6 protein-coding genes are annotated in these 26,111 nt (G+C 71.6%); 4 read left to right on the top strand and 2 right to left on the bottom strand.

The genetic code is table 11. The annotated features are described in order from the left end of the window. Positions 1-19 precede the first annotated feature (19 nt). Both SACAZDRAFT_RS03880 and SACAZDRAFT_RS03875 read left to right on the top strand, forming a co-directional pair. Positions 20-805, top strand: coding sequence for an FkbM family methyltransferase (locus SACAZDRAFT_RS03880; protein WP_005438891.1), 786 nt, complete (start codon positions 20-22; stop codon positions 803-805). A gap of 26 nt (positions 806-831) precedes the next feature. After that, positions 832-1,830: an SCO6745 family protein gene (locus SACAZDRAFT_RS03875; RefSeq protein WP_005438889.1), complete on the top strand. Its 999-nt coding sequence runs from the start codon at positions 832-834 to the stop codon at positions 1,828-1,830. Positions 1,831-1,899: 69 nt separating this feature from the next. Here SACAZDRAFT_RS03875 and SACAZDRAFT_RS03870 read toward each other — a convergent pair whose 3' ends face one another. Together SACAZDRAFT_RS03870 and SACAZDRAFT_RS03865 are read right to left on the bottom strand one after the other, a co-directional pair. Further along, positions 1,900-2,850 carry a TIGR03560 family F420-dependent LLM class oxidoreductase gene (locus SACAZDRAFT_RS03870; protein ID WP_005438887.1) on the bottom strand — a complete coding sequence of 317 codons (951 nt, stop codon included), beginning with the start codon at positions 2,848-2,850 and terminating at the stop codon, positions 1,900-1,902. A 62-nt stretch (positions 2,851-2,912) separates the two neighbouring features. Next, a complete protein-coding gene (locus tag SACAZDRAFT_RS03865; protein ID WP_005451846.1) occupies positions 2,913-4,109 on the bottom strand; it encodes a cytochrome P450 family protein in 1,197 nt (398 codons plus the stop codon). A gap of 392 nt (positions 4,110-4,501) precedes the next feature. Between SACAZDRAFT_RS03865 and SACAZDRAFT_RS03860 the strand changes: the two genes are divergently transcribed. Both SACAZDRAFT_RS03860 and SACAZDRAFT_RS03855 read left to right on the top strand, forming a co-directional pair. After that, positions 4,502-22,591, top strand: coding sequence for an SDR family NAD(P)-dependent oxidoreductase (locus SACAZDRAFT_RS03860; protein ID WP_005438883.1), 18,090 nt, complete (start codon positions 4,502-4,504; stop codon positions 22,589-22,591). Beyond that, complete coding sequence (locus tag SACAZDRAFT_RS03855; RefSeq protein WP_005438881.1) at positions 22,588-26,082, top strand: amino acid adenylation domain-containing protein; 3,495 nt, start codon at positions 22,588-22,590, stop codon at positions 26,080-26,082. Before SACAZDRAFT_RS03860 ends, SACAZDRAFT_RS03855 begins: the two co-directional genes overlap by 4 nt. The last annotated feature ends 29 nt before the right edge of the window (positions 26,083-26,111 follow it).

Below are 26,111 nucleotides of genomic sequence, written 5' to 3'. Positions count from 1 at the left end.
CGAACAGGGAGGAACCGTCATGACCGAGGTGCAGACCGTCCGGCTCCCGGACGGCAAGGACTACTACATCCCGGCACACGACTACGAGCAGTACTCCGAGATCGAGTTCATCTACTCCGAGGTCTGGAACTCCCGGGACTACCTGTCCCACGGCATCGAGCTGCGGCCGGGAGCCGTCGTCGTCGACGCGGGCGCCCACGTGGGCCTGTTCACGCTGTTCGTCAAACACCTCGTCCCGGATGCGCGAGTGCTCGCGTTCGAACCGGTCCCGGTGACCCGCCACGCGTTACTCAAGAACCTGCAGGCCCACGGTGGCGACGGCGTTTCGGTGCATCCGGTCGGGCTCGGGGAGCGGCGCGAGGAGAATGTGGTCTTCACGTGTTACCCCCGGATTCCGGCGAACTCGACCCGCTACCCGGCCGAGAAGAGGCTCTCCCAGCAGTTGGCCGAGCCGCTGTTCGGACGGCAGGGCTGGGAGGAGGCGGAACGACAACTCCAGGGCTACGAGGTGAGTGCCACCGTCGAGCGGTTGTCGGACGTCCTCGCGCGACGTCCCGACATCGACACCATCGACCTGCTGAAGGTCGACGTCGAGGGCGCCGAGCTGGACGTGTTGGCGGGGATCGACGACAGCGACTGGCCTCGGATCCGGCAGGCCGTGGTCGAGGTGCAGGACCTCGACGGCCGGAGGCTGGACGCGGTCGTGAGCGTGCTCGCCCGACACGGGTTCACGACGCAGACGGTGGGGTCGGCCGAGATCCCGGCGGAACTGCGCTACTTCCTCGTCTACGCCACCCGGGTGTGACGGTCGAACTCAAGGGAAGGACATCGATGTCGAGTGTCGGCGACGAGATCGCGGTAGCGACACAGGACACACAAAACTCGCTGGACCCGCTGGACGAGGTGGCGGTCCGGTCGCGGTGGTTGGCGGCGGCGGTGGACCCGGTGGCCGGTCAGGTCTTCTTCGCACCGGAGTGTCACGCCGCCTACGCCGAGCTGGGGTTCGCCCCGAGTATGGGACCGATCCCCGACCCGGCCGCGGCCGCGGTGTGGGGTTCGGTGTCCATTCCGGATCCGGCAGCCTACTTCTGCAGCCGCGGTTCGAGCTTGGGGCAGGTTCCCGGGATGGTCATCGCGTCCGCCCTGGGAGTCTTCAATCCCGCGGTCGTGGTGCCGGCCGTCGAACACGGTTGGTCGCTCACGGACGCACCGAGTATCCGAGCCGCCCGTAACGCCGGAGCTCTCGCCCAGCTGGAGCGAGTGTTGGGCCCGGAGCCGGACGGGCTCTCCCGGGCGACGGAGTTGCTCGAACGGGCCACGGCGGACCTTCGTGCGGAAGGCAGACCGCTCTTCGCGGGTCTGCGTGCGCAGAGCGCGCCCGACCACCCGCTGGGGCGGCTGTGGCTCACGGCGGAGATGCTGCGGGAGTACCGCGGTGACGCGCACACCGCCGCGTGGACGGCCGCCGGCGTCGACGCGGTCGAACTCGGGCTGCTCACCGAGCTGTACTCGGGGATGCCGCCCCGGTCGTACTGGCGGTCGAAGGGGTGGGACGACGCGGACTTCGACCCCGGGGAGGAGCGGCTGCACGAGCGCGGCCTCGTCGTGGACGGGGAACTGACCGAGCACGGGCGCGCGCTGAGGGAGCGCATCGAGTCCGCGACCGACGCCCAGTGCAGGCCGATCGTCGACGCGCTGGGGGAGGATCTGTGGGAACTCGTCGCGATCCTGCGGGAGTGGGGTGCGCGCATCAGGGCTGAGGCGGGGTATCCGCCGTCCAGTCCCCAGGACGCCATCGTGCAGGGTCTGCCGGAGCCGCCCGCGACGTGAGGTGACCTGCCGTGTCGCGTGGCTCGCGCCCGGCCGACCGCGTCGTCGCGGCGGCCGGGCGCACGCACGTCATCTCACCTGGGGCAGCACCTCGGCACCGATGAGGTCCAGCTGGTCGAGGTCCCGGAGGTCCTGCAGCTGGAGATAGAGCCGCTGGATGCCGGTCCGTTCCTTCCAGAGTCCGATCTTGTCGACGACCTCGGTCGGCGTTCCCGCCATGGCGCCGATCCGGAGTGCGTCGATCCCGGCGCTGAAGGCCGCCGCCCGGCGGTCCAGTTCCTCGTCGTCGCGTCCGACGCACGCGGCGTGAGTGGCCGACGGCACGACCTCGTCCGGATCCCTGCCGAGTTCCGTGCAGAGGGAGCGGATGTTCTCGAAGCGGGCGCAGGCGGTGTCGACGTCGAGGTAGGGCAGGTTGTACTCGTCGGCGAAGCGCGCGGCGATGCGTGGTGTGCGGCGAGGTCCGATGCCTCCGATGATGATCGGCGGGTGGGGCTGCTGGTGCGGTTTGGGCAGTGCCGGCGACTCGGTCAGCGTGTAGTGGGCGCCGACGTGGGTGAACGTCTTGCCGACCGGGGTCTCCCACAGCCCGGTGATCACCTCCAGCTGTTCCTCGAGCCGATCGAACCGTTCGCGCGGGGGCGGGAACGGGACCCCGTAGGCGTGGTGTTCCTCCTCGTACCAGCCCGCACCGATGCCCATCCGCAGCCGGCCTCGCGACATCTGGTCGACCTGTGCGGCGGCGATGGCGAGCAGGGCGGGCATGCGGAACGTCGCCGACGTCATGAGCGGGCCGAGGGTCAGGGTGGAGGTCGCTTGCGCGAGAGCCGCCAGTGTCAACCAGACGTCGGTGGGCCCGGGCAGTCCGCCGGGGTTCGGCTTGAGGAACTCCTCGTTCTTCAGGAAATGGTCCGCGAGGAAGAACCCGTCGAATCCGGCGTCCTCAGCGGATCTCGCGACCCGTAGCACGTCGTCGAAGTGGGCGCCGACCTGCGGCTCGACAAAGGCCATGACTTCCATTGGTCCTCCGATCCGAGTGGTGTGCGTCTTCGGTGAGTCGAATCGCCGGTTCGGCGCTGCGCTCAGAGCCGGACCGGGAACGTCTGCAGTCCCCTGACGATGGGGCTGTAGCGGTACGGGAGGTGGTCGTGGTCGGGGGTCAGCCGGATGCCGGGGTAGGCCTCCAGCAGGCGACCGAGCGCGACCTCGCCCTCCAGCCGGGCCAGCGAGGCGCCCAGGCAGAAGTGGATGCCGTGGCCGAAGCCGAGGTGACCGTGCGTGGACCGCGTGATGTCGAACCGGTCGGGCTCGGGGAAGAAGTCGGGATCACGGTTCGCGGACAACGGTGACACGAGGACCAGGTCGCCCGCGGGGATCACGACGTCGCCGAACGCGACGTCCTCCGCCGCGTAGCGGACGGTCGCGGTGTTGACCGGGCCGTCGTAGCGGATCACCTCCTCGATCGTCCGGGTCAGCAGGGACGGGTCGTCCCGGAGGGCCGCGAGCTGTTCGGGATGGCGTAGCAGCGCCACCACGGAGTTGCAGATGAGGTGCACTGTGGACTCGATGCCGGCGACGAGCAGGACGAAGCACATCGAGACGAGCTCGCGTTCGTTGAGGCGGTCGCCGTCGTCGCGCGCCTCGACCAGGGCGCTGATGAGGTCGTCTCCCGGTTCGGCGCGTTTCGCCGCGATCAGCTCGCGGAGGAAGTCCCGCAACGCGAGGCCGTCCTCCCGGGTGGCGCTGCCTCCCTCGGCGGAGATGACCCGGTTCGACCAGCCGACGAAGGTCGCCCGGTCGTCGGTGGGGACACCGAGGAGCTCGCAGATCACGAACACCGGCAGCGGCTGGGCGAACGTGGTCAACAGGTCGACTTCACCCGAGTCGGGAAGGTCGTCGAGCAGGTGGTCGGTGATCTCCTCGATCCGCGGCCGCAGCTCGGCGATCCGGCGGGCGGTGAAGGCCTTGCCGACGAGGCTGCGGAGCCGGGTGTGGTCGGGAGGATCCGTGCTGAGCAGGTTGTCGGCGAGTTCGTCGACGAAGCCCTCGGAGGCGGTCTCCTCGACGCTGTTGCGTTCCAGGACACTGCGGACGTTCTTGCGGAGCCGGGAGTCGGTCAGTGCGTCGAGGACGTCGGCGTGGCGGGTGATGAGCCAGGCCTTCAGGCCGTGCGGAAGGAGGACCTGCCGAACGGGCGTTTCTTCGCGCAGAGTCCGGTACAGGCCGTGTGGGTCCTGTAGGGCGTCCGGGGTGAATACGTCCGCGCGTGCGGCTGCCATGTCTGTCACGGATTGTTCCTTTTCGGAGAGTGGCGGCACAGGGCTGCACGACCGTCGCGACCGAGATCGGCAGATCTTGGTACCACGTCGGGTTGTCCGTGCAACCACCGGAAAACCGTTGTCGCAGTGGATTTCCAGGACGCGTGAATCCGTGCCGTGCAACCGCGATCTCGTGAGTCGATGCCCTTGTTCCGGGTGCATCTTGTGACGCGTTGACATAAAAAACGGCCCCGTGGCAGCATAAGCGCGCCGAAGTTGGATTCCTGTGTGGACAGTTGGTTCGCCTACCCCGAACAGGATGTGGAGCGGTCATTCATGGTGCCGTCCGGTCTATCGATTCCAGTGAAGAACCTGTTGTCCGCCCGAATTTCCGGAATCGGTGTGAACGCACGATGAGCGCACAGCGAGAGAGCGCCGACGTGCGGTCGACCGACATCGCCGTCGTCGGCATGTCCGGACGCTTCCCGGGCGCGGCGAACATCGAACAGTTCTGGGAGCTGTTGCGTTCCGGACGCGACGGCATCACCCGGTTCACGGAGGAGGACCTGCGTTCGGCGGGCATCCCTGTCGAGTTGATCGACGACCCGGACTACGTGCGTGCGCACGGTGTTCTGGGCGGCGTCGACCTCTTCGACACGGCGCTGTTCGAATACACCCCGGCCGACGCGGAGTACATCGACCCCCAACAGCGGCTGTTCCTGGAGCAGGCCTACGCGGCGTTGGAGGACGCGGGGTACGACTCGGCCCGATATCCCGGTCTGATCGGTGTCTACGCCGGTGCCGCCATCAACCTGTACCTGCAGCGTCACGTGTTGCCGCACGTGGACCAGACGACCACCGCACAGCACTTCGCCGTGATGGTGGGCAACGACAAGGACTATCTCTCCACCCGGGTGTCCTACAAGCTCGACCTGCGGGGACCGAGCTATACCGTGCAGACCGCCTGCTCGACGTCGCTCGTCGCGATCCACCTGGCGTGCCAGGCGCTGGTCAACGGCGAGTGCGATCTCGCGCTCGCCGGTGGCGTGACGGTGAAGGTGCCGGAGGAGACGGGGTACTTGTACGACGAGGGCGCCATCCTCTCCGCCGACGGCCGGGTCCGCACGTTCGACACCGAGGCCAGTGGCACCGTGCTGGGCAACGGGGTCGGTGTCGTCGTTCTGAAGCCGTGTCGCGACGCGCTCGCCGACGGCGACACGATCCACGCGGTCATCAAGGGCACCGCCACGAACAACGACGGGTCGATGAAGGTCGGCTACGCCGCGCCCGGGAAGGAAGGGCAGGTCGCGGTCATCGCGGACGCGCAGGCCGTCGCGGGGGTCGACCCGTCCTCGATCGGCCATGTCGAGGCCCACGGCACGGCGACCCGGCTCGGTGATCCCGTGGAGGTGTCCGCGCTCACCGAGGCGTTCCGGCGGAAGACCGACCGCAGTGGGTTCTGCGCCATCGGATCGGTGAAGTCGAACGTCGGGCACCTCGATGCGGCCGCCGGCGTGGCGGGGGTCATCAAGTCCGCGCTGATGTTGCGGGAGCGCACCATCGTGCCGACCGTGAACTTCGAGCGCCCCAACCCCGCCATCGACTTCGCGAGCAGCCCGTTCTACGTCGCCACGGACACGGCCGACTGGGAGCGACCGGAGGAGGGACCGCGTCGTGCCGCGGTCAGCTCATTCGGCATCGGAGGGACGAACGCACACGCGATCCTGGAGGAGGCGCCGCCGCGACCGGTGCCGACCGCGTCTGCGCGCCGGGAACAGCCCCTCGTGCTGTCGGCGAAGACCCCGTCGGCGCTGCAGGCGATGCGGCGCAATCTCGCGGAGCACCTCGAACGTCGTCCCGAGCTCGCGCTGGCCGACGTCGCCTACACGTTGGCCGTCGGTCGGCGGGAGTTGCCGTACCGGTACGCCGTCGTGGCCGGCGACGTCGAGACGGTCGTGGCAGACCTGCGCTCCGACTCCTCACCCGACTCCGTGCGGCGCACCGCGCGGGTGTCGTTCGTGTTCGGTGACGACCTGCCCGACGCGGAGGCCCTCGCCGGGGCGCTGGAGAGCGAACCGGAGTTCGCGCAGCGGTACGCCGACTGCCTGGCGGCCGGTGCCGCGGAACTGGGTGAGCCGGGCAGAATCTTCGCGGCCCAGTACGCCCTCGGTCGGTGCTGGCGGCGGTGGGGCATCACCCCGTCGTCGATGCACGGTGACGCGCTCGGTCGGTGGGTGGCGGCTGCCGTCGCCGGTGACGTCGAGCTCGCCGACGCCCTGGCGGTGGTGTCCGGGCAGTCCGACGGCGCTGAGCTTCCGCAGGGGCCGATCCCGATCGCGTCCGTGTCGGCGGTGGCCGAGGAGGCGGGGTCCGTGGTCCTGCGGGCCGGAGCCGAGGGCCCTGCGCAGACCGTGGCACGGCTCTGGCGCAGTGGTGTCGCGATCGACTGGACCAGGTACTACTCCGGTGAACGGCGGGGACGGGTGCCGCTGCCCACCTACCCGTTCGAGGGCCGCCGTTGTTGGATGCCCGCAGCCGCGCCGGTGGTGACCACGACGACCCAGGACGGGCCGCACCCGCTGCTCGGCACCAACGTCTCGACGATGCGCGGTTCCGCCTTCGAGTTGGCGTTGTCCGGCGACGAGTTCGTGGTGGCGGACCACGTCGTCTTCGGTGATCGCGTGTTCCCCGCCGCGGGCTACGTCGAGCTGGCCCGGGCCGCCGGCGAGGTGGCGGGGGAGACGCGCGTCGGGGCACTCCGGTCGGTCTCCTTCGACCGGCTCGTGCCGGTCGGCGCTCGGGGCGAGACCCTGCGCATCGACCTGCTGCCGCGGGATGCGGGAGCGCTCGACTTCACCATCCGCTCCCGGGACGGCGGTTGTGCTCGCGGTGAGCTGGTGCTGGGCGGGTCGGAACCGGAGCCGCCGGTCGACCTCGACGGCATCCGGGCCCGCTGCACGACCGAGCGAGCCGGTGCCGAGTGTTACCGCGCGTTCGAGCGGCACGGGTTGCGGTACGGCCCGAACTTCCGGGTGTTGCGCGAGGTGCGGCTCGGCGAGCGGGAGGCGGTGGCGTCGCTCGCGCTCACCGGGGACGACGAGCGGTTACCGCTGCACCCCTGCCTGCTCGACGGCGCGTTCCAGACCGTGGTGGCCCTCCTGTCCGAGGATGCCGGGGCGAGCGAGGCTGACACGCCGTCCTTCCTTCCGCTGGGTTTCGGCGAGCTGCGGATCCTGGCGCCGTTGCCGTCGGAGTGCCACGCCGTGGTGCGGTTGCGTGACAGCGGTGGGCGGAAGACGGCGACCGCCGACCTCACCGTGACCGACGACGACGGGACTGTGGTGGCCCAGGTGCGTGCGCTCGTCGTGCGCAGGCTCGCCGAGGACACCGAGCACACCGCGACCACCGAGGCGCTCGGCGACGACGCCCGGGCCGACGAGCCGCACGGTGAGGGCGAGCTCGTGCGGCAGGCGGAAGAGGTGCTGCGCGGCATCCTCGCCGAGACGACCAAGCTCGATCCCGCCGATCTCGATCCCGCCGAGCCGTTCGAGCGGTACGGCATCGACTCTCTGATGATCAGTCGGCTGAACGAGCGGATGGAGGCGCACTTCGGCGAGCTGTCGAAGACGTTGTTCTTCGAGTACGAATCGCTCGGTCTGCTCGCCGAGTACTTCGCCGAGGAGCACCCGGAGCGGATCCGGCAACTCGCCGCGAGCTCCGGCGGAGACACCGCCCCCGGCCGACGAGCCGAGCCGGTGCTGACCACGCAGACCGGTGCCGACGCCGACCCGCTCTCCGCGCGGTCGGACGACCACGACGACGCCATCGCGATCATCGGGCTGTCCGGCCGCTATCCGATGGCCGACGATGTGCACGAGTTCTGGGAGAACCTCGCCCAGGGGCGCGACTGCATCACCGAGGTCCCCGCGGACAGATGGGACCACGACCGGTTCTTCGACCCCGAACGGCAGCGCCTCGGCTCCGCCCACTCGCGGTGGGGCGGCTTCCTGTCCGATGTGGACAAGTTCGACCCGCTCTTCTTCCCGATCATGCCGAGGGAAGCCGACCTGATGGACCCGCAGGAACGGTTGTTCCTGGAGACCGCCTGGCACGTGGTCGAGGACGCGGGCTACCGCAGGGACGATCTGCGTGGGCGGCCGGTCGGGGTCTTCGTCGGCGTCATGTACGGCGAGTACCAGTTCTACGGGGCGGTGGACGCGCTGCGTGGCGGTCGTCCGGTCACCAACTCGTCGTACGCCTCGATCGCGAACCGGGTGTCGTACCTCCTCGACCTCCAGGGCCCGAGCCTGGCGCTGGACACGATGTGCTCGTCGTCGCTCACCGCCCTGCACCTCGCGTGCGAGAGCCTGCGCCGAGGCGAGAGCGAGCTGGCGATCGCGGGTGGGGTAAACGTTTCGGTGCACCCCTACAAGTACGTGTTCTTGAGCCAGGGCGGTTACGTCTCCAGCGACGGCCGGTGCCGGGCGTTCGGTGCCGGCGGTGACGGCTACGTGCCCGGCGAGGGCGTCGGTGCGGTGCTGCTCAAGCCGCGCCGGCAGGCCCTCGCCGACGGCGACCACATCTACGGTCTCGTCCTCGGCAGCGCGGTCAACCACGGTGGCAAGACGAACGGCTACACGGTGCCCAACCCGCACGCGCAGCAGCGGGTCATCACCGAGGCGTGGCGGAAGGCGGGCGTGTCGGCGACCGACATCGGCTACGTCGAAGCTCACGGCACCGGCACGGCACTCGGCGACCCGATCGAGATCACGGGCCTGACGAAGGCACTCGGGGGCGCCGACGTCCCCAGTGGATCGTGTGCGATCGGGTCGGTGAAGTCGAACGTCGGGCATCTCGAATCAGCGGCGGGCATCGCGGGCCTGACGAAGGTGCTGATGCAGTTCCGGCATGGCATGCTCGCGCCGTCCCTGCACGCGGACGAGCCGAATCCGAACATCGACTTCTCCCGCACCCCCTTCGCGGTGCAGCGGACGCTCGCGCCGTGGCCGGAGCGGAGGACGGACACGGGTCCGGCGCCCAGGATCGCGGCGCTGAGTTCGTTCGGTGCGGGGGGCTCGAACGCCCACGTGGTCCTGGCCGAACATCGCGAAACCGCGCCGAGCACCACGGTCCCGGCCGCGCAGCGGCGGGACACCCGGTCGCACGCGTTCGTGCTGTCCGCGCGCGCCCCGGAGCGGCTGCGCGACTACGCGCGCCGGCTCGCCGAACACCTCGAACGGGAGCCTCTGGAGCCGGCCGACGTCGCCTACACGTTGCAGGTCGGGCGCGTCGAGCTGGAGCACCGGCTCGCCGTCGTGACGGCCGACGGTGCGGAGCTGGTCTCGGCGTTGCGCGCCTGTGCCGAGGAGGAGCCCGCACCGCCGCACGCGGTCCAGGCCTCCGCCGCCACCGATTCCCGGTCGCGGGCCCGGTACGCGGACGAGGTCGGGGCCGCCCTGGAGTCCGACGACCTGCTCGCGCTCGCCCGGTTGTGGACGCGCGGTGCCGCGGTCGACTGGACGGCGCGGCATGCGGGCGACGACGTGCTCAGGCGGGTGTCGTTGCCGGGGTATCCGTTCGCCCGCCACCGGCACTGGGTCGACTCGGCGACGACCGGCCCCGTGGCCGTGTCCGGAACGCCGGGCCTGCACCCGCTCCTCGACCGCAACGACTCGACCCTCCGGCGCCAGACGTTCACCACGGAGCTGACCGACTCGCTCGTCGTGGCCGACCACCGCGTGTCCGGCAAGCGGGTGCTGCCCGCCGCGGCCTGTCTGGAGATGGCTCGCGCCGCGGGCGAGCTCGCCGCAGAGGCACCGGTGCGTGCGGTGCGGGCGATCCGATTCGAGCGGATGCTGGGACCCGACGACGGGCACCGGTCGGTCACCCTGTCCCTGGCGCCGGAGTCCGACGGCACCGTGTCCTTCGACATCGGCGCGGAGGACGTCGTCGGCGTTCGCGGCCGGATCGAGCTGGGGCACGCCGAGCAACCGGGACCGGTGGACGTCACCGACCTGCACGCCGCCTGCTCCCGGCCCGGTGATGTCGAGGCCGCCTACGCCCTGTTCGAGCGGCGCGGCCTGACGTACGGCGAGCCGTTCCGGTCCGTACGCGGGATCCGGCACGGCGACGGCGAGGTGCTGGCGACGCTGCGGCTGCACGAGGGACTGCGAGCCGAGGCCGGGCGCTACACGCTGCATCCCTGCCTGCTCGACGGTGCGTTCCAGGCGGCGGGACTGCTGTTCGACACCGAGGAGCGGTACCTGCCCGTGGCCGTCGACGAGGTCAGTGCGTACGCGCCCTTCCCGGCCGACTGCCTCGCGCATGCGCGGCTCGTGCGGCGCGACGGCGACGGACTCGTCGTCGACGTCACCGTGCTGGCGACCGACGGAACGGTACTCGCGCGGGTGCACGGACTGGGCTTCCGCGCCGTACCGACCGCAGAGCGGCCACGCAGGCTGCTGTTGCGCCCGGTCTGGGAACCGGCCCCGATCGAGGAGTCGGTGCCCCCGGAGGGTGCGTACCTGCTTCTGGCCCGGACGAAGGACGAGCGCGCGCGGCTGTGTGAGGCGCTGCGGGACGCCGGTCGAGCCGAGGCCGTCGTGGTGCTCGCCGAGCCCGGTGCCGAGTTCGCGCGTCAGGCCGAACACCACTTCGTGCTGAACACGGGCCACGAGGACGACGTCGCGCGCCTGCTGAGCGAGCTCGCCGACGACGGCGTCGACGTGCGCGCCGTCGTGCACGCCCTGGCGCGTCCGGACGGGACCGGCTCCGAGTTCGACGACGGAGTGGGCTCGCTGCTGCCGCTGTGCAAGGCGCTGCTCGCCCGTCGCGGTTCCTCCGAACTGCGCATGGTCTACCTGTGTCCTGCCGGATCGCCCGCGCACGAGGCGGTGGCCGGGTTCGCCAGGAGCGCCCGGCTGGAGAATCCCCGGCTGCTCTGCCACGTCGTGTCGGGAGCCACGGACGCCGCGTCCTTCCGGGATGCCGTGCGCGAGCTGGGCGTGGACGCCACGCGCCCCGAGCAGGTGCGTTACGACGGACACTGCAGGCGGGTGCGCGGATACCGCCCGATGGAGCCGGAGTCCGGGCCGCTCACGACGGTGCCGTTGCGGGACGGCGGCGTGTACGTGATCACCGGAGGTGCGGGCGGCGTCGGGTTGCTCCTCGCCGAGCACATCACCCGGCAGGTCACCTCGACGATCGTGCTCACGGGCCGGTCGGAGCCGTCCGACGCCGTGTCGGCGCGGATGGCGGCGCTGGAGACGCGGGGCAGCACCGTGCGCCACGCACGCGTGGACGTCACCGACGAGGACGCGGTCCGGCGGCTCGTCGCCGACCTGCGTGAGGAACACGGTGGGGTGCACGGTGTCGTGCACGCCGCCGGTGTGCTCCGGGACGGGTTCCTCTTCCGCAAGAGCCGCGCCGATCTGGCCGCCGTCCTCGCGCCGAAGGTGACCGGTGCCCGCGTGCTCGACCGGGCCACCGCGCGAGAGGACCTCGACTTCTTCGTCCTGTGCTCGTCGGTCGCGGCGGTGTTCGGGAACGTGGGCCAGACGGACTACGCCTACGCCAACGCGTTCCTGGACCACTACGCGAGCCTGCGGCAGGAGCTCGTCGAGGAGGGTCTGCGGTCCGGTCGGACGGTGTCGATCGCCTGGCCGCACTGGCAGAACGGCGGGATGGCGCTCTCCGAGCAGGACGCGCAGGCCCTGCGCCGCCGGACGGGGCTGACGTCGATGTCCACGGCGGAGTGCCTGGCGGCGTTCGACGACGCGTTGCGGTCGTCGCAGTCCTGCGTGGTCGTCGCCACGGGCGACCGGGACCGCATCGTCGAGCAGCTCGCGCCCGGCGGCGAGGTCAGGCCGAAGGCAATCGCCGTGGCGCCGGAACCGATGTCCGACACCACGGCGCGTCGGCGCGTGCTCGACCTCCTGCGCGACACCGTCGGCGAGAAGGTCGGGGTGAACCCCGCGGACGTCGAGACCACCGTGCCGCTGTTGACCCGGTACGGGATCGACTCGGTGGTGGTCACCGAACTGACCAACGCCCTCGGCGACCACTTCCCGGACCTCGCCGCCACGGCGTTCTTCGAGTACGAGACGCTCGAAGCGCTCGCGGACCACCTGGCGGACGAGTATCCGGCCGAGGTCGCCGCCCTGGACGGCGGGCCGTCCTCCGACGCGGCACCGCAGGTCACCGCGGCGCCGGCGGGGCGCTTCCTCACCGCCGAGCCCGCTTTCGAGGCGCACTGGGCGCAGGACGGTGCCGACGACCCGATCGCCGTCATCGGAATGAGCGGCCGCTATCCGATGGCCGACGACCTCGGACAGTTCTGGGACAACCTGCGGGCGGGGCGGGACTGTGTCTCCGAGGTCCCACCGGAGCGCTGGGACCACCATCGCTACACCACGCGTTCGGGCCCCGGGGCGGCACGCTCCCGCTGGGGCGGCTTCATGTCCGATGTGGACAAGTTCGATCCGCTGTTCTTCTCCATCTCCCCTCGGGAGGCGGAGCTCATGGATCCCCAGGAACGGCTCTTCCTGGAGACGTCGTGGCACGTCCTGGAGGATGCCGGGTACCGGGCCGGCGCCGTCCGCGGGAAGCACGTCGGAGTCTTCGTGGGCGTCATGTACGGCGAGTACCAGCTGTACGGGGCGGCCGACGCGGTGCGGGGCGGGCATCCGGTGACGGAGTCGTCGTTCGCGTTCATCGCCAACCGCGTCTCCTACGCGCTCGACCTGCACGGCCCCAGCCTGGCGCTGGACACGATGTGCTCGTCGTCGCTCACTGCGCTGCACCTGGCCTGCCAGAGCCTGCGCCTCGGCGAGAGCGAACTCGCGATCGCGGGCGGGGTGAACCTGTCGCTGCACCCCTACAAGTACGTGTTGCTGAGCCAGAGCAACTTCCTGTCCAGCGACGGCCGGTGCCGGGCGTTCGGCGCGGGCGGGGACGGTTACGTCCCGGGCGAGGGCGTGGGCGCGGTGCTGCTCAAGCCGCTGAGCCGGGCCGTCGCCGACGGAGACCACGTCTACGGCGTCATCCTCGGCAGCGCGGTCAACCACGGTGGTGCCACCAATGGCAGCGGGTTGACCGTCCCCAACCCGCGCGCTCAACAGGAGCTCGTGGTCCGGGCTCTGGCCGAGGCAGGCACCGACCCGAGGGAGCTGTCCTACGTCGAGGCCCACGGAACGGGAACGTCGCTCGGCGACCCGATCGAACTCGCCGCGTTGACCAAGGCCTTCCGGCAGCACACCTCCGACGAGCGGTTCTGCGCGATCGGGTCGGTCAAGTCGAACATCGGGCACCTCGAATCGGCGGCGGGTGTCGCCGGCCTGACGAAGCTGCTGCTGCAACTGCGGCACGGGACGTTGGTTCCCTCACTGCACACCGAGCAGCTGAACCCCGACCTCGGTCTCGACCGGTCGCCGTTCGTCGTCCAACGCGACCTGGCCGACTGGCCGCGGTCGCGGGACGGAGACGGGCAACCGATCGCCCGCAAGGCGGGGATCAGTTCGTTCGGAGCCGGTGGCGCGAACGCACACGTCATCGTGTCGGAGCACCTCGACGCCCGTCCGGTGCCCACCGCGCCCGCCGGTGAGCAGCGGCTCACGTCGCCGGTGCCGTTCGTGCTGTCGGCGCGGGACGAGGACCGGTTGAGGGAGTATGCCGGGCGGCTGGCGGACTTCCTGCGACGGCACGAGGTGCCGCTGGCCGACGTCGCGTACACGCTCGCCGTGGGACGGGAGCCCATGCGGGCGCGACTCGCGGTGGTGACGGCCGACGGGACGGAGCTCGTCACCCTGCTGCGTCGGTTCGCCGACGGGGCGAACCCGTCCGGGCTGGCTCGGGCGGACGTCGGCCGCGACGCACCACGGCAGGGGACCGTCGAGGACAGCACCGACCCGCAGACCGTGGCCCAGGCCTGGCTGGCAGGCGCGGAAGGGCGGTGGCAGGAGCTGCGGTGGAGCGCGCAACCGCCACGACGCACCTCACTGCCCGGCTATCCGTTCGCTCGCCGACGCTACTGGGTGTCGAGCGTGGACGAGCCGGAGCGGCCTCGGGCGGTGGAAGGACCTGCACTGCATCCTCTGCTCGACGCCAACATCTCGACGGTCGAGCACGTCCGGTTCCGAAAGACCCTGTCGGCGGCGGACCCTCTGCTCCGCGACCATGTCGTGCACGGTCGACCGCTGCTGGCCGGAGCCGCGGGTCTCGAACTGATCCATGCGGTGGCACGACGGGCGAGCGAGACTCCCCTCGCGCGCCTCTCCGGCATCACGTGGGCCCGACCGATCACGGTGGAGGCGGAGGCGCTCGACCTCCGGGTAGAGGTACGGCAGGTCCGAGACGGCCTCGCCGTCGAGATCGTTTCCGACGCCGCGGGGAACCGCGAGGTCCACGTCCGCGCGACGGCGGTGTACGGCGAGCCGTCTCACCAGCGGACGCGCCTCGACCTCGCGGCCGCCCGAGCCCGGTGTTCCGCCCGGGTCGGACGTGACGAGGTCTACCGAGCCTACCGCGACGCCGGTTTCGAGTACGGGCCGAGCTTCCAGGTGACCGACACGGTGCACAGTGGACCGCGTGAGGCGATGGTGGAGCTCGCCCTCCGCGGTGAGGACGTGCCCGGATACACCCTGCATCCGGCGTTGCTGGACGGAGCGCTGCGGGCCTGCCACTGGATCGGGGACGGTCCGCGGGCCGCAGCGGACCTCGTCATCCCGTTCGAGCTCGGTGCCCTGGAGGTGTTCGCCCCGATCCCGCGCCGGTGCTACGCGCACGCCGAAGTGCTCGACGCGGGCGCGCAGCGGTCGTCGTGGCGATACCGGGTGACCATCGTCGACGACGACGGTGTGCCGTTCGCCGTGGTGGACGACCTGGCGGGGCGACCGGCGGGAAGTCTGCCCCGGCCTCCCGCGGTGTCGATGCCGGTGGCTTCCACCGACCCGGTGTGTTACGTCCCGGACTGGCGCAGTGCCGCACCGGGACCGCAGGGCAGCCGCGGCGACGTCCTGGTGATCTTCTCGCGCGAACCGTCGTCGGCCGCGCGGCTGGGCAGGCTCGGGGGCTGGCCACGCACGATCGTCGTGTGCGACCGGACGGCCGAGGCAGCGGACACCGCCGCGGAAGCCCCGGGCGACATCCACGTGATCGACCCCGTGGACGTGAACGCCTACCGCGACCTGATCGCGGGCCTGCCCGCCACGGCGAACGTGGACGTCGTCCACATGTGGACGACACCGCATCCCGAGGTGGGCGACCTCGACGAGGAGATCGGCAGGGGAGCGGTCTCGCTGCTTCTCCTGGCGCAGGCCGTGGGGGCGAGCGGGCGAGCCGGCCGGACCCGGTGTGTCAGCCTGCATCGGGACGAGGATGCCGCCGACGTTCCCGCACACGAGCTGATCGGTGGTCTGGCCTCGACCGCCGCACGGCACCTTCCCCACCTGGAGCTGTGCACGGTCCACGTTCCGAGCACGGCGGGAGTCGAGTGGCTGGCCGACGTGCTGCGCGGCGAGCTGAGCGCCGTGACCTCGCCGCGCGGGCTCGACGTCCGCTACGACGGTGCCCGTCGGACCGTCCGCACCGTCCGGCGGCTCACCGGCGACCCGGCGGCGGCGGCACCGCCGACCGACGGCGGCGTGTACGTGCTGGCCGGGGGCCGTGGGGGAGTCGGCATGCAGCTGGCCCGCCACCTCGCCCGGACGTACCACGCGCGACTGGTCCTGCTGGGCCGGTCCGCGCCGCCCGAGCACGCGTGCGCGGAGCTGGAGTCGCTGGGAGCCGAGGTGCTCGCGGTGCGGGCCGACCTCACCGACGCGCACCAGACGAGAGCCGCGCTCGTGGAGGCCCGTGGCCGGTTCGGCCACCTCGACGGTGTGTTCCACCTCGCGGGCGTCGCCGACCAGCAGCCGCTGACGGACGTGTCCGGCGAGCGGTTCCGGTCGGCGCTCGCGGCCAAGGTCCACGGCGTGGTCAACCTGGACCGGTGCACGCGAGCCGACCGCCTGTCGTTCTTCGTGGCCTTCTCCTCCGTCTCCTCGCTGATCGGCGACTTCGGATCGGGCAGCTACGCGGCCGCGAACCGGTTCGTCGACGCCTACGTCCGGCGGCGGGCGCGCTGGGCGGCCGACGGTCTCCGGCACGGCCGCAGCGTGTCCGTCCAGTGGCCGTTGTGGGAGGCGGGTGGAATGGACTCGCTCGTGCGTTCCGACGAGCTGACCGCCTACCGCGAGACGACCGGGCTGGACCGGCTCTCCCCGGAGCAGGCGATGCGGGCGCTGGACGTGGTGTGGCGGTACGACGTGCCGGTGCTGGCGCCGGTGCACGGGGACCAGGAGCTGATCGCCCGGGTCCTGACGGGTGAGGAGTCCGCGGTGAGCGAGCCCGAACGCCTCACGCAACACCCGTCCGCGCCGGTGGCGCCGTCACCCGTCGGTACCCGCACCGCCGAACTGGTGGACTACCTCCGGAACCAGGCGTCCGGGGTGCTGAAGCTCGACCCGGCGCAGATCGCAGGGGACGCGCCTCTGCAGGAGTACGGCATCGACTCGGTGATGATCACCGAGCTGACCGACGCGGTGAGCGACGCGTTCCCCGGACTCCGGGGCACGGTGCTGTTCGAGTACCGGACCTTGGCGGACCTCGCCGGGTACCTGCTGCGGGAGCGTGCCGACGACGCTGCTCGGCTGCTCGGTGAACCGGCGCCGCCGGTCGCCGTCACCGAGACCGCGAGGGACGTCACCACGAGGCCGCGACCGTCGACACCCACTGACGATCGTCCCGACGTGCTCTCGGGCACCGGTGACATCGCGATCATCGGGATGAGCGGGCGGTATCCGGGGGCGGACACGCTCGACGAGTTCTGGGAGAACCTCCGCCAGGGTCGCGACGCCGTCACCGAGATCCCGCGCGACCGGTGGAGCCTGCCGGGCTTCTACGATCCCGATCCGGACAGCGCGGGCACGAGCTACGGCAAGTGGGGCGGATTCCTGTCCGACGTGGACACGTTCGACTCGCTGTTCTTCGCGATCTCGCCGATGCAGGCCAAGTCCATGGACCCGCAGGAGCGGCTCTTCCTGCAGACGGCGTGGGCGGCGCTGGAGGACGCGGGGTATCCCCTCGACGCGCTTCCGCGTCCGCGCTTCTCCGACGAGGGCCGGGACGTGGGGGTCTTCGTCGGCGTGATGTGGGACGACTACGCGATGCTCGCCGCCGAGGAGAGCGCGAGGAACAACCATCAGGTGGTGATGGCCAACCGAGCCGCCATCGCGAACCAGGTGTCCTACTTCGGCGACTTCCGTGGCCCCAGCGTCGTCGTGGACACCGCCTGTTCGGCCTCGCTCGTGGCGCTGCACCAGGCGTGCGAGAGCGTGGTGCGCGGCGAGTGCTCGTACGCCCTGGCGGGCGGTGTGAACGTGTCCGTCCACCCGCTGAAGTACGTGCACCTGAGCCGCAAGAAGATGCTCGCCGAGGACGGTCGGTGCCGATCCTTCGGTGCGGGCGGCACCGGATACGTGCCGGGCGAGGGTGTCGGTGCGGTGCTGCTCAAGCGGCTCGACCGCGCGGTCGCGGACGGGGACAACATCCACGCGGTGATCAAGGCGACCGCCGTCAACCACGGTGGCCGCACCCACGGGTTCACCGTGCCGAACCCCAACGCGCAGCGTGCGCTGATCCGCGAGGCCCTGGCCAAGGCCGGGGTCAGTGCGCGGGACATCGGCTACGTGGAGGCGCACGGCACGGGGACGAGCCTCGGTGACCCGATCGAACACACCGGACTGGCCGAGGCGTTCCGGTCCGACACCGGCGACCGCGGGTTCTGCGCTCTGGGGTCGGTGAAGTCCAACATCGGCCACCTCGAAGGTGCCGCGGGAATCGCGGGGGTGTCCAAGGCGGTGCTGCAGCTGCGGCACGGTGAGCTCGTGCCGTCGTTGCACGCGGACGAGCCCAACCCCGTCATCGACTTCGCCGAGTCGCCGTTCCGGATCCAGCGGGAACTGCGGTCGTGGCCGACCGAGGGTGGAGCGCCTCGACGTGCGGCGGTGAGCTCGTTCGGTGCGGGCGGCACGAACGCCCACGTCGTGCTGGAGGAGTTCGTCCGAACCGAGGAGCCGGTCCCGGCCGGGCCCGAGCTCGTGGTGGTGTCGGCCCGCGACGACGACGCCCTTCGCCGCTACGCCGCGGTGCTGTCCGACCACCTCGCCGGCGCGGGGGCGGGGCTCGCCCTCGCCGACGTCGCCCACACCCTCCGCGTCGGCCGCGAAGCCATGGTGGAACGGCTGGCGTTCGTGGCACGCGATCTCGACGAGGCGGTCGACACCCTCGCCGCCGTCGCCCGTGGGCAGGCGCGGCCCGGTGTGCACCGGGGCAACGCCAAGCAGGGCGATCCGGCGCTCGCCGACCTGTTCACCACGGGGGAAGGCGGACGAGAGTTCCTGCGCGGGCTCGCCCGGGCCGGGCAGTGGGACAAGCTGGCCGCGCTGTGGGTCAGCGGTGTCGTCCTCGACTGGGCGGACCTGCCCGAGGCCGCCGGCCATCGCGGGCGCAGGGTGTCCTTGCCGACCTACCCCTTCGCGCGGGTGCGGCACTGGATCACGCGGACCGGTGACACGCCGTCCGGCGAGCAGGGTGAGCGCACCTGGCGGCGCACGCTGCGTCCCGACGATCCCCTGGTGGCCGACCACGTGGTCGGCGGGCGCACCATCCTGCCCGGCGCCGGGTATCTCGACCTCGTCCTCGACGCGGTGGGCGACGACCAGCGCGCATTGACCGACGTCTACTGGATGGCACCGGTCGTGGTGGACGCCGATGCCGAGGACCTGGTGATCACGGTCGGTGCGCCGACGTCCGGGCGCCGGGACTTCGCGGTGCGTGGTGCCGACGCCGAGGCCGCGACGGTGTCCTGCCGCGGTGTTCTCGTCGACAACGCTGCGGCACCCACGCCGCCGGAGGTCTCGCTCGACGCCGTCCTCGACCGCTCCACGCGGCAACTCGACGGGGAGGCGTTCTACGACGCGATGAGCCGGCTCGGCGTCACCTACGGGCCGTACTTCCGGCTGCTGGAACGGGTGTGGTTCTCCGGAGACGTGGTCGTGAGCCGGTTCCGGGCGACCGAGCACGGCGACGTGCAGCGGCGAGCCCTGCACCCCGCCGTACTGGACGCGGCACTGCACACGGTGGCCGCGTACTACGTCGGCGACGACCTCGACGGCGTGCCGTTCGTCCCGTACTCGGCCCAGCGCGTCCTGCGGTTCCGTGCGCTGCCCGCGGTGGGGCACGTCCACGTGGTCCGGGCCGGGCGGGACGCCTACGACGTGACCGTGCTGGACGACTCCGGGCGGGTGTGCGTGCGGGTCGACGGGCTGGCGGTGCGGCGGCAGAGGACCTCACGCCAGGAGTTCTCGCACCGCGTTCACTGGACGGCCGCACCTCGACCACCCGCACCGGCGGCACCGCCCGGCTCGGTGCTGATCGTGACGTTCGAGTCCGCGACCGGCCTCGCCGAGGCGCTCACGGGTGCTCATGGCGACGACCCCGTCCGCTGCGTCGGGATCGGGCCGGACGGGCCCTCCGACGGGGAACTCGACCGAATCCTCGCCGGAGAAGCCGGCCCGGACACCGTCTACTTCCTCGGGGAGGGCGCAACCGCCGAGGCGGACGCGGTAGCGCCGGAACGCGGGGTGCTGGCGCTGTCCCAGCTCGTGAAGGCACTGCACCGGCACGGACGGCTCGACGGCCGTACCCGGGTGAAGGTCGTCACCACCGATGCGGTCGCACTCACGGCCGACGATCCCGTTCGGCCCGCGAACGCGGCCCTGCACGGCTTCTGCTCGGTGTTGCGGAGCGAACACCCGGTCCTTCCGGTGTCCTGTGTGGACGTGCGGACCGGGGAGGAGGCCGAGTCGGCACCCGCGGTCGTCGCCGAGCCGTGGACGGAGTCGGGCGAACCGGTGTTGCTGCGCTCGGCGGTCCGCTACGTGCGCGCACTGGTGCCGGTCGCGCTGCCCGAACCGGCGGCCAGCCCGTTCCGCCGGGAGGGCTGCTACGTCGTCGTGGGTGGGCTCGGGGTGGTCGGGTTCGACACGTGCACGCATCTCGCCCGGACCTACGGCGCACGCCTGGTCGTCGTGGGGCGCTCGGCCCTCGACTCCGCGCGCCGTGACAGGATCGCGCAGCTGGAGCGCGCGGGCGGTGCGGTGCTGTACGTGCGGGGCGATGCGGCGGATCCCGCGGTGCTCCGCGAGGCGCTGCGACGTGGCGAGCAGCGGTTCGGCGCCGTCCACGGGGTGATCCACTCGGTCATGGAGTTCGACGCCGAGCCGATCGTCACGCGGTCCGCATCACGACTGCGGGCCGATGTGGAGAGCAAGGCCCGCACCGTCGCGGCCCTGTTCGAGGTCGTGCGGACCGCCGACCTGGACTTCGTCCTCGTCCACTCGTCCGCCGCGTCCTTCCGGGCGGACGCGGGGCAAAGCGGGTACGCCGCCGGGTGCGGCGCCGCCGACGCCGTGGCGCTGGGTGTCGCCGCGTCCGGGAGAGTTCCCGTCACCGTCGTCAACTGGGGCTACTGGCACGCGGCAGGGCGGCCCGAACGGGAGCAGGTGCTTCGGCAGCTCGCCGGGGCGGGCGTCGAACCGATCACGGCCGCCGCCGGGATGTCGGTCGTGGAACGGGCGTTGGCCTGCCCGCTGCCGCAGGTCGTCGCGATCCGGGCGCACCGAAGGGCGCTCGCGGCCATCGGCGTGCGGGACCGGCTCCGGCTGCGGTCCCGCACGGGTGGTTCGTCGTCGCTGGTGCACGCCGTGGGTGACGCGGTGGCGACCGGGGACGCCGACACGGCGCGTATCGAGGCCCACCAGCGCGCCTCCGCGGAGGCCGAGCGGCTCGCCCGGCGCCTCCTGCTCGGGGCGTTCCAGTCGATGGGCGTGTTCCGGACCGAGGGTGAGCGGCACCGCGTCACCGGACTGCGCGATCGCCTGGGCTTCCTCCCGAGGTATCACCGGCTGTGCGAGACGGCGGTGGACATCCTGGTGCAGGCGGGCTACCTGGACCGCCGGGACGACGAGGTCGTGGTCACGGCTCGCGTGGCCGAGCAGGGTGTGGCGACGGTTCCGGACTCCGCCGTCCGCGACCTCGTCGCCGAGTACCCGGACATCGCGGCGGTGGCGACGTTGCTCGTGCGCTGTGTGGCCGCCTTCCCGGACGTCGTCACCGGCAAGCGCAGCCACATGGACGTGCTGTTCCCCGAGGGCTCGATGGACCTCGTGGTCGGCGTCTACCAGGGCAACGCGATCACCGACAGCTACAACCAGCTCGTCGCCGGGGCCGTCGCCGACTACGTCGAGCGCCGCCTGCGGGACGAACCCGGCGCGCGGCTGCGGATCCTGGAGGTCGGTGCGGGAACGGGGAGCACCAGCGCGCCCGTGCTCGCGGCGTTGGCGCCGCATGCCGGCAGCGTCACCTACACGTACACCGACATCACGAGCGCCTTCGTCCGGCACGGCCGCAAGCAGTTCGCCGCCCGCTACCCGTTCGTCCGGTTCGCCACGCTCGACATCGACGCGGACCTGGCCGAGCAGGGCTTCGACGTCGGCGACTACGACGTCGTACTCGGCACGAACGTCTTCCACGTGACGCCCTCGGTCGCGCACACGATGCGGCAGGTGAAGCGCCTGCTCAAGCCGGGCGGGATGGTGGCGGCCAACGAGGGCACGGCGTTCGCCTGCTACCTGCCACTGATCTTCGGGCTCACCGACGGCTGGTGGCGCTACGAGGACACGCACTACCGCATCCCGGGTTCGCCGCTGATCACCGTGCCGCGCTGGCGGGACCTGCTGGCCACCGAAGGGTTCCGCGACGTGGTGGTGCGTACCCTGCCGCCGACCCGGGTCGGCACCGTCCCGCAGAGCCTGCTGCTGGCCGAAAGCGACGGCGTGGTCGCTCTGGCCGGGCCGGGCGAGCCGACCGACGAGACACGGGAGGCCGACCGGGTCGAACAGGCGGGGGAGACGGTGCCGCCACTCGCGTCCGACCGACGTACCCGGGAGTCCCGGCCGCAGGAACCGGATCTCCGTGAGGTCGCCCTGACGCAGGTGATCGCCGTCTTCGCCCGAGTGCTGGAGATGTCGGAGACCCAGTTCGAGCCCGACGAGCCGTTCGAGGTGTACGGGATCGACTCGCTCGTGGTGCCCGAACTGAAGCAGGCACTGGAAATCCACTTCGGACCGCTTCCGGCGCCCGTCCTGTTCGAGCACACCACCATCGGACGACTCGCCGACTACCTGTGCGCCGAGCACGCGGACACGCTCCTCCGATCGGCCCCGTCGGCGCCGGTCGACCCGGCCCTTCCGGCCGAGCCGGAGCCGGGGGAGCCGGAACCGGCGGCGGTGGCGGAGACGGGTCTCGAGCAGGCGGTCGCGCGACTGTCCGACGAGCAGGTGGCACACCTGCTCGGCCGGCTCGGGGCACTCACGGGTGACAACGGCCACGGGAGGAACGCATGACGACCGAGACGCTGCGTTGTGCCTTCGTCGGGGAACAGGCGATGGTCGTGTCCTGCGCGGAAGTGGCGCGCGACCGGGGGCACCACGTCACCGGCGTGGTCTCACCGAACGAGGACGTCCGAGCCTGGGCGCGAGAGCGCGGCATCCCCGCCGCGGAGCTGGACGGGGTGCTCGCCGACTTCCTCGCCGAGCACCCGTGCGACTACCTGTTCAGTGTCGGCAACCTGACGATGCTGCCGGAGCGTGTGCTCGCCACACCGCGCCGGGGCGCGATCAACTTCCACGACGGCCCCCTGCCCGCGTACGCCGGTCGGCACGCCACCACGTGGTCCCTGCTCGACCGGGCGGACTCGCACGGCATCACGTGGCACGTGATGACCGCCGAGGCCGACGCGGGTGACGTCCTCGTGCGCCGGGACGTCCCCGTCGATCCGGACGACACGAGCTACACGCTGAACGTGAAGTGCTTCGACGCGGGCATCGACGCGTTCGGCGAGTTGATCGACGCGCTGGGAAACGGGCGAGTGCGGCCGGAGCCCCAGGACCGTTCGCGGCGTACCTACCACGGTCGGTTCGACCGGCCTGCCGGAGGCGGGCTCGTGTCCTGGGAGAGCAGTCCCGAACAGGTGTGCGCTGCCGTCCGCGCCACCGACTTCGGACCCCACACCAACGAGTTCGGTCACACGAAGCTGGCCCTCGCGTCGACGTTCGTGTCGGTGGGGGCCGCCCGAGTACTCGACCGGAAGTCCGGGCGCGAACCGGGCACGGTCGTCGACGTCGGCGACGACGGCCTCGTCGTCGCCACCCGGGGTCATGACCTGCGGTTGAGCGGGCTGACCTCGGCGACCGGGGAACCGGTGCGGCCCGCCTCCCACGGCATCCGGGAGGGCGACCGACTGCCGGACCCGGGCGAGGCGGTGTTGCGCCTCGCCGGCGAGGCCGACTCCCGGTTCCGGCGGCACGAACCGTTCTGGGTGCGCAGGTTGCGTGATCTCCGACCGCTGGACCTGCCTCATCGGGACGGTCGTGCCGACGACGGCCCCACCACGACGCCGGTACCCGTACCGGCCGACGCCCCGGCGCGCCAGGAGTGGCTGCTCGCCGCGACGCTGGCGTTCCTCGCCAGGATCACGGACGGCTACGAGTCCGATGTGGACCTGCGGACCACGGCGCAACGCACCGACGACCGGCTGGCCGGCCTCTACGCCGACCACGTCCCCCTGCGGCTGCCGGCCGTGGGCGAGCTCGGCGATCTCCGCGACGTCGAACACCGCGTGTCGGACCAGCTCGCCGAGCTCTCGCGGCGCGGGACCTTCCCGACCGACGTGTGGGCGCGCTACCCCGAGCTGCGGGACGGGCGGACGGCGGCGAGCGGGCTGCCCATCGCCGTCGAGCTCCAGGCCGACCTGACCGAGCCCGCACGCCCACGGCCGGGCACCGCGTTGCTCGTGCGGATCTCCTCCGACGGCACCGGGTGCGACTGGACGGTGGCGCGTGCCACGCTGACCCGCGAGTTCGCCGACGCGCTCGTCGGCCACCTGGCCACCTTCCTGCGCGCGGCCGCCGGACCCGCCGGGCGAGACCTGAGGCGAGCGCCCCTGTGCTCGGACGGCGAACTGCGCCGCATGCTCGTGGAGTTCAACGACACCGCCGTGGACTTCCCGGAGACGACGGCCGTCCACGAACTCTTCGCCGAGCGGGCACGCAGCACGCCCGACGCGAACGCGGTGGTGTGCGACGGGCGAGTGCTCACCTACGGCGAGCTCGACCGCCGCAGCGCGTCGCTGGCCGCCGACCTCAGAGCGCGGGGTGCGGGCCCCGGTGCGCTGGTGGGCGTCTACCTGCGTCGCTCCGAGCATCTTCCCGTCGCGCTGCTCGGTGTGCTCAGGTCCGGCGCCGCTTACGTGCCACTCGACCCGCTCTACCCGCGTGCGCGCATCGACCACATGCTGACCGTCACGGGCGCGACCCTGGTCGTCACCCGAGCGGACCTGGTGTCGCAGCTGCCCGACCGGACGGAACCCGTGCTCGTCGACCAGCCCCGGGAGCACGTCGTCGCGCCTGCCGTGACTCCGGGACGGCTCGCGTACGTGATCTTCACCTCCGGTTCGACGGGCCGGCCGAAAGGCGTGCGGGTCTCGCACCCGGCTCTCACGAACTTCCTCACCGCCATGGCCCGGGAACCCGGGTTCACCGCCGACGACAGCCTGTTGGCGGTCACGACGGTGTGCTTCGACATCGCGGCGTTGGAGCTGTTCCTTCCGCTGGTGACGGGCGGCAGGGTGGAGATCGCCCCGGAGGACGACGTCGCCGACGGATTCGCACTGCGGTCGCGCCTGGACGGCGGCGGGATCACGATGCTGCAGGCCACACCCGCGACGTGGAGGATGCTCCTCGACGCGGGCTGGCGCCCGAACGCGCGGACGAGAATGCTGTGCGGCGGTGAGGCGCTGCCCGCGGACCTCGCGGCTGCTCTGCTGGCCGGTGGCGGTGAGCTGTGGAACATGTACGGCCCCACCGAGACCACGATCTGGTCCTCGGCGAGTCGAGTCACCGACGCCGAGCGTCTCGACATCGGTCGGCCGATCGCCAACACGCGGTTCTACGTGCTGGACGGCGACCGGAGACCGCGACCTCCGGGGATACCGGGCGAGCTCTACATCGGCGGGGCGGGCGTCGCCGACGGCTACCTCGGCGCGACCGACAGGGACGACCAGCGTTTCGTGCCGGACCCGCTCGACCCGGCGTCCGGACCGCTCTACCGCACGGGGGACGCGGTCCGGCACAGACCGGACGGAGGTCTGGAGTACCTCCGGAGGCTGGACGATCAGGTGAAGCTCCACGGTTACCGGATCGAGCTGGGCGAGATCGAACACCGCCTGCGCGCGTGTGCCGGGGTCAAGGACGCCGTGACCGTGGTGCGGGAGGACCGGCCCGGTGACCGCAGACTGGTGGCCTACCTGGTGACCGACTCGCCCGGTGCGCCCGTCCCGGAGCTGCGCGCCCATCTCGGGCAGGACCTGCCCGACTACATGATCCCGTCGGCCTACGTCCGGGTCGAGCGGATACCGACGACCGACAACGGCAAGGTCGACCGCAAGGCGCTGCCGCGTCCGACCGCGGCCGGGGCCGGCGGCCGGGCCCCCGTGAGTTCCGACCTCGAACGTGAGATCGCCGACGTCTGGCGTGCCGTGCTGGGGGTCGAGGAACTCGGTGTCGACGACAACTTCTTCGAGGTCGGCGGCAACTCGCTGTTGCTGATGCGCGTGCTGGCGCGACTGCGCGAACGCGTGACCGACTCGGTGAGCCGGGTGGAGATGTTCCGGTACCCCACGATCAGGACGCTCGCCCGACGGCTGTCCACAGCAGACGGACGAGCGGCTGGTTCCGCTGTGGCCGGGCACACGAGTACGCCCGCGCGCACCCGCCGCGGTGACCGCACGATGCTGACCGATCTGCGCAGGAAACGACGACAACGCAGGCCTCGCTGACGCTGGCCCACCAACACCGACGACAACCG

The sequence above is a fragment of the Saccharomonospora azurea NA-128 genome, assembly GCF_000231055.2.
Lineage (GTDB): Bacteria > Actinomycetota > Actinomycetes > Mycobacteriales > Pseudonocardiaceae > Saccharomonospora > Saccharomonospora azurea.
This window is presented reverse-complemented; position numbering and strand designations above follow the sequence as displayed.

Bases quoted from the DNA above. Each gene is read 5' to 3' on its own strand.
- SACAZDRAFT_RS03880 (WP_005438891.1), top strand. From the start codon at position 20: ATGACCGAGGTGCAGACCGTCCGGCTCCCGGACGGCAAGGACTACTAC.
- SACAZDRAFT_RS03875 (WP_005438889.1), top strand. From the start codon at position 832: ATGTCGAGTGTCGGCGACGAGATCGCGGTAGCGACACAGGACACACAA.
- SACAZDRAFT_RS03870 (WP_005438887.1), bottom strand. From the start codon at position 2,850: ATGGAAGTCATGGCCTTTGTCGAGCCGCAGGTCGGCGCCCACTTCGAC.
- SACAZDRAFT_RS03865 (WP_005451846.1), bottom strand. From the start codon at position 4,109: ATGGCAGCCGCACGCGCGGACGTATTCACCCCGGACGCCCTACAGGAC.
- SACAZDRAFT_RS03860 (WP_005438883.1), top strand. From the start codon at position 4,502: ATGAGCGCACAGCGAGAGAGCGCCGACGTGCGGTCGACCGACATCGCC.
- SACAZDRAFT_RS03855 (WP_005438881.1), top strand. From the start codon at position 22,588: ATGACGACCGAGACGCTGCGTTGTGCCTTCGTCGGGGAACAGGCGATG.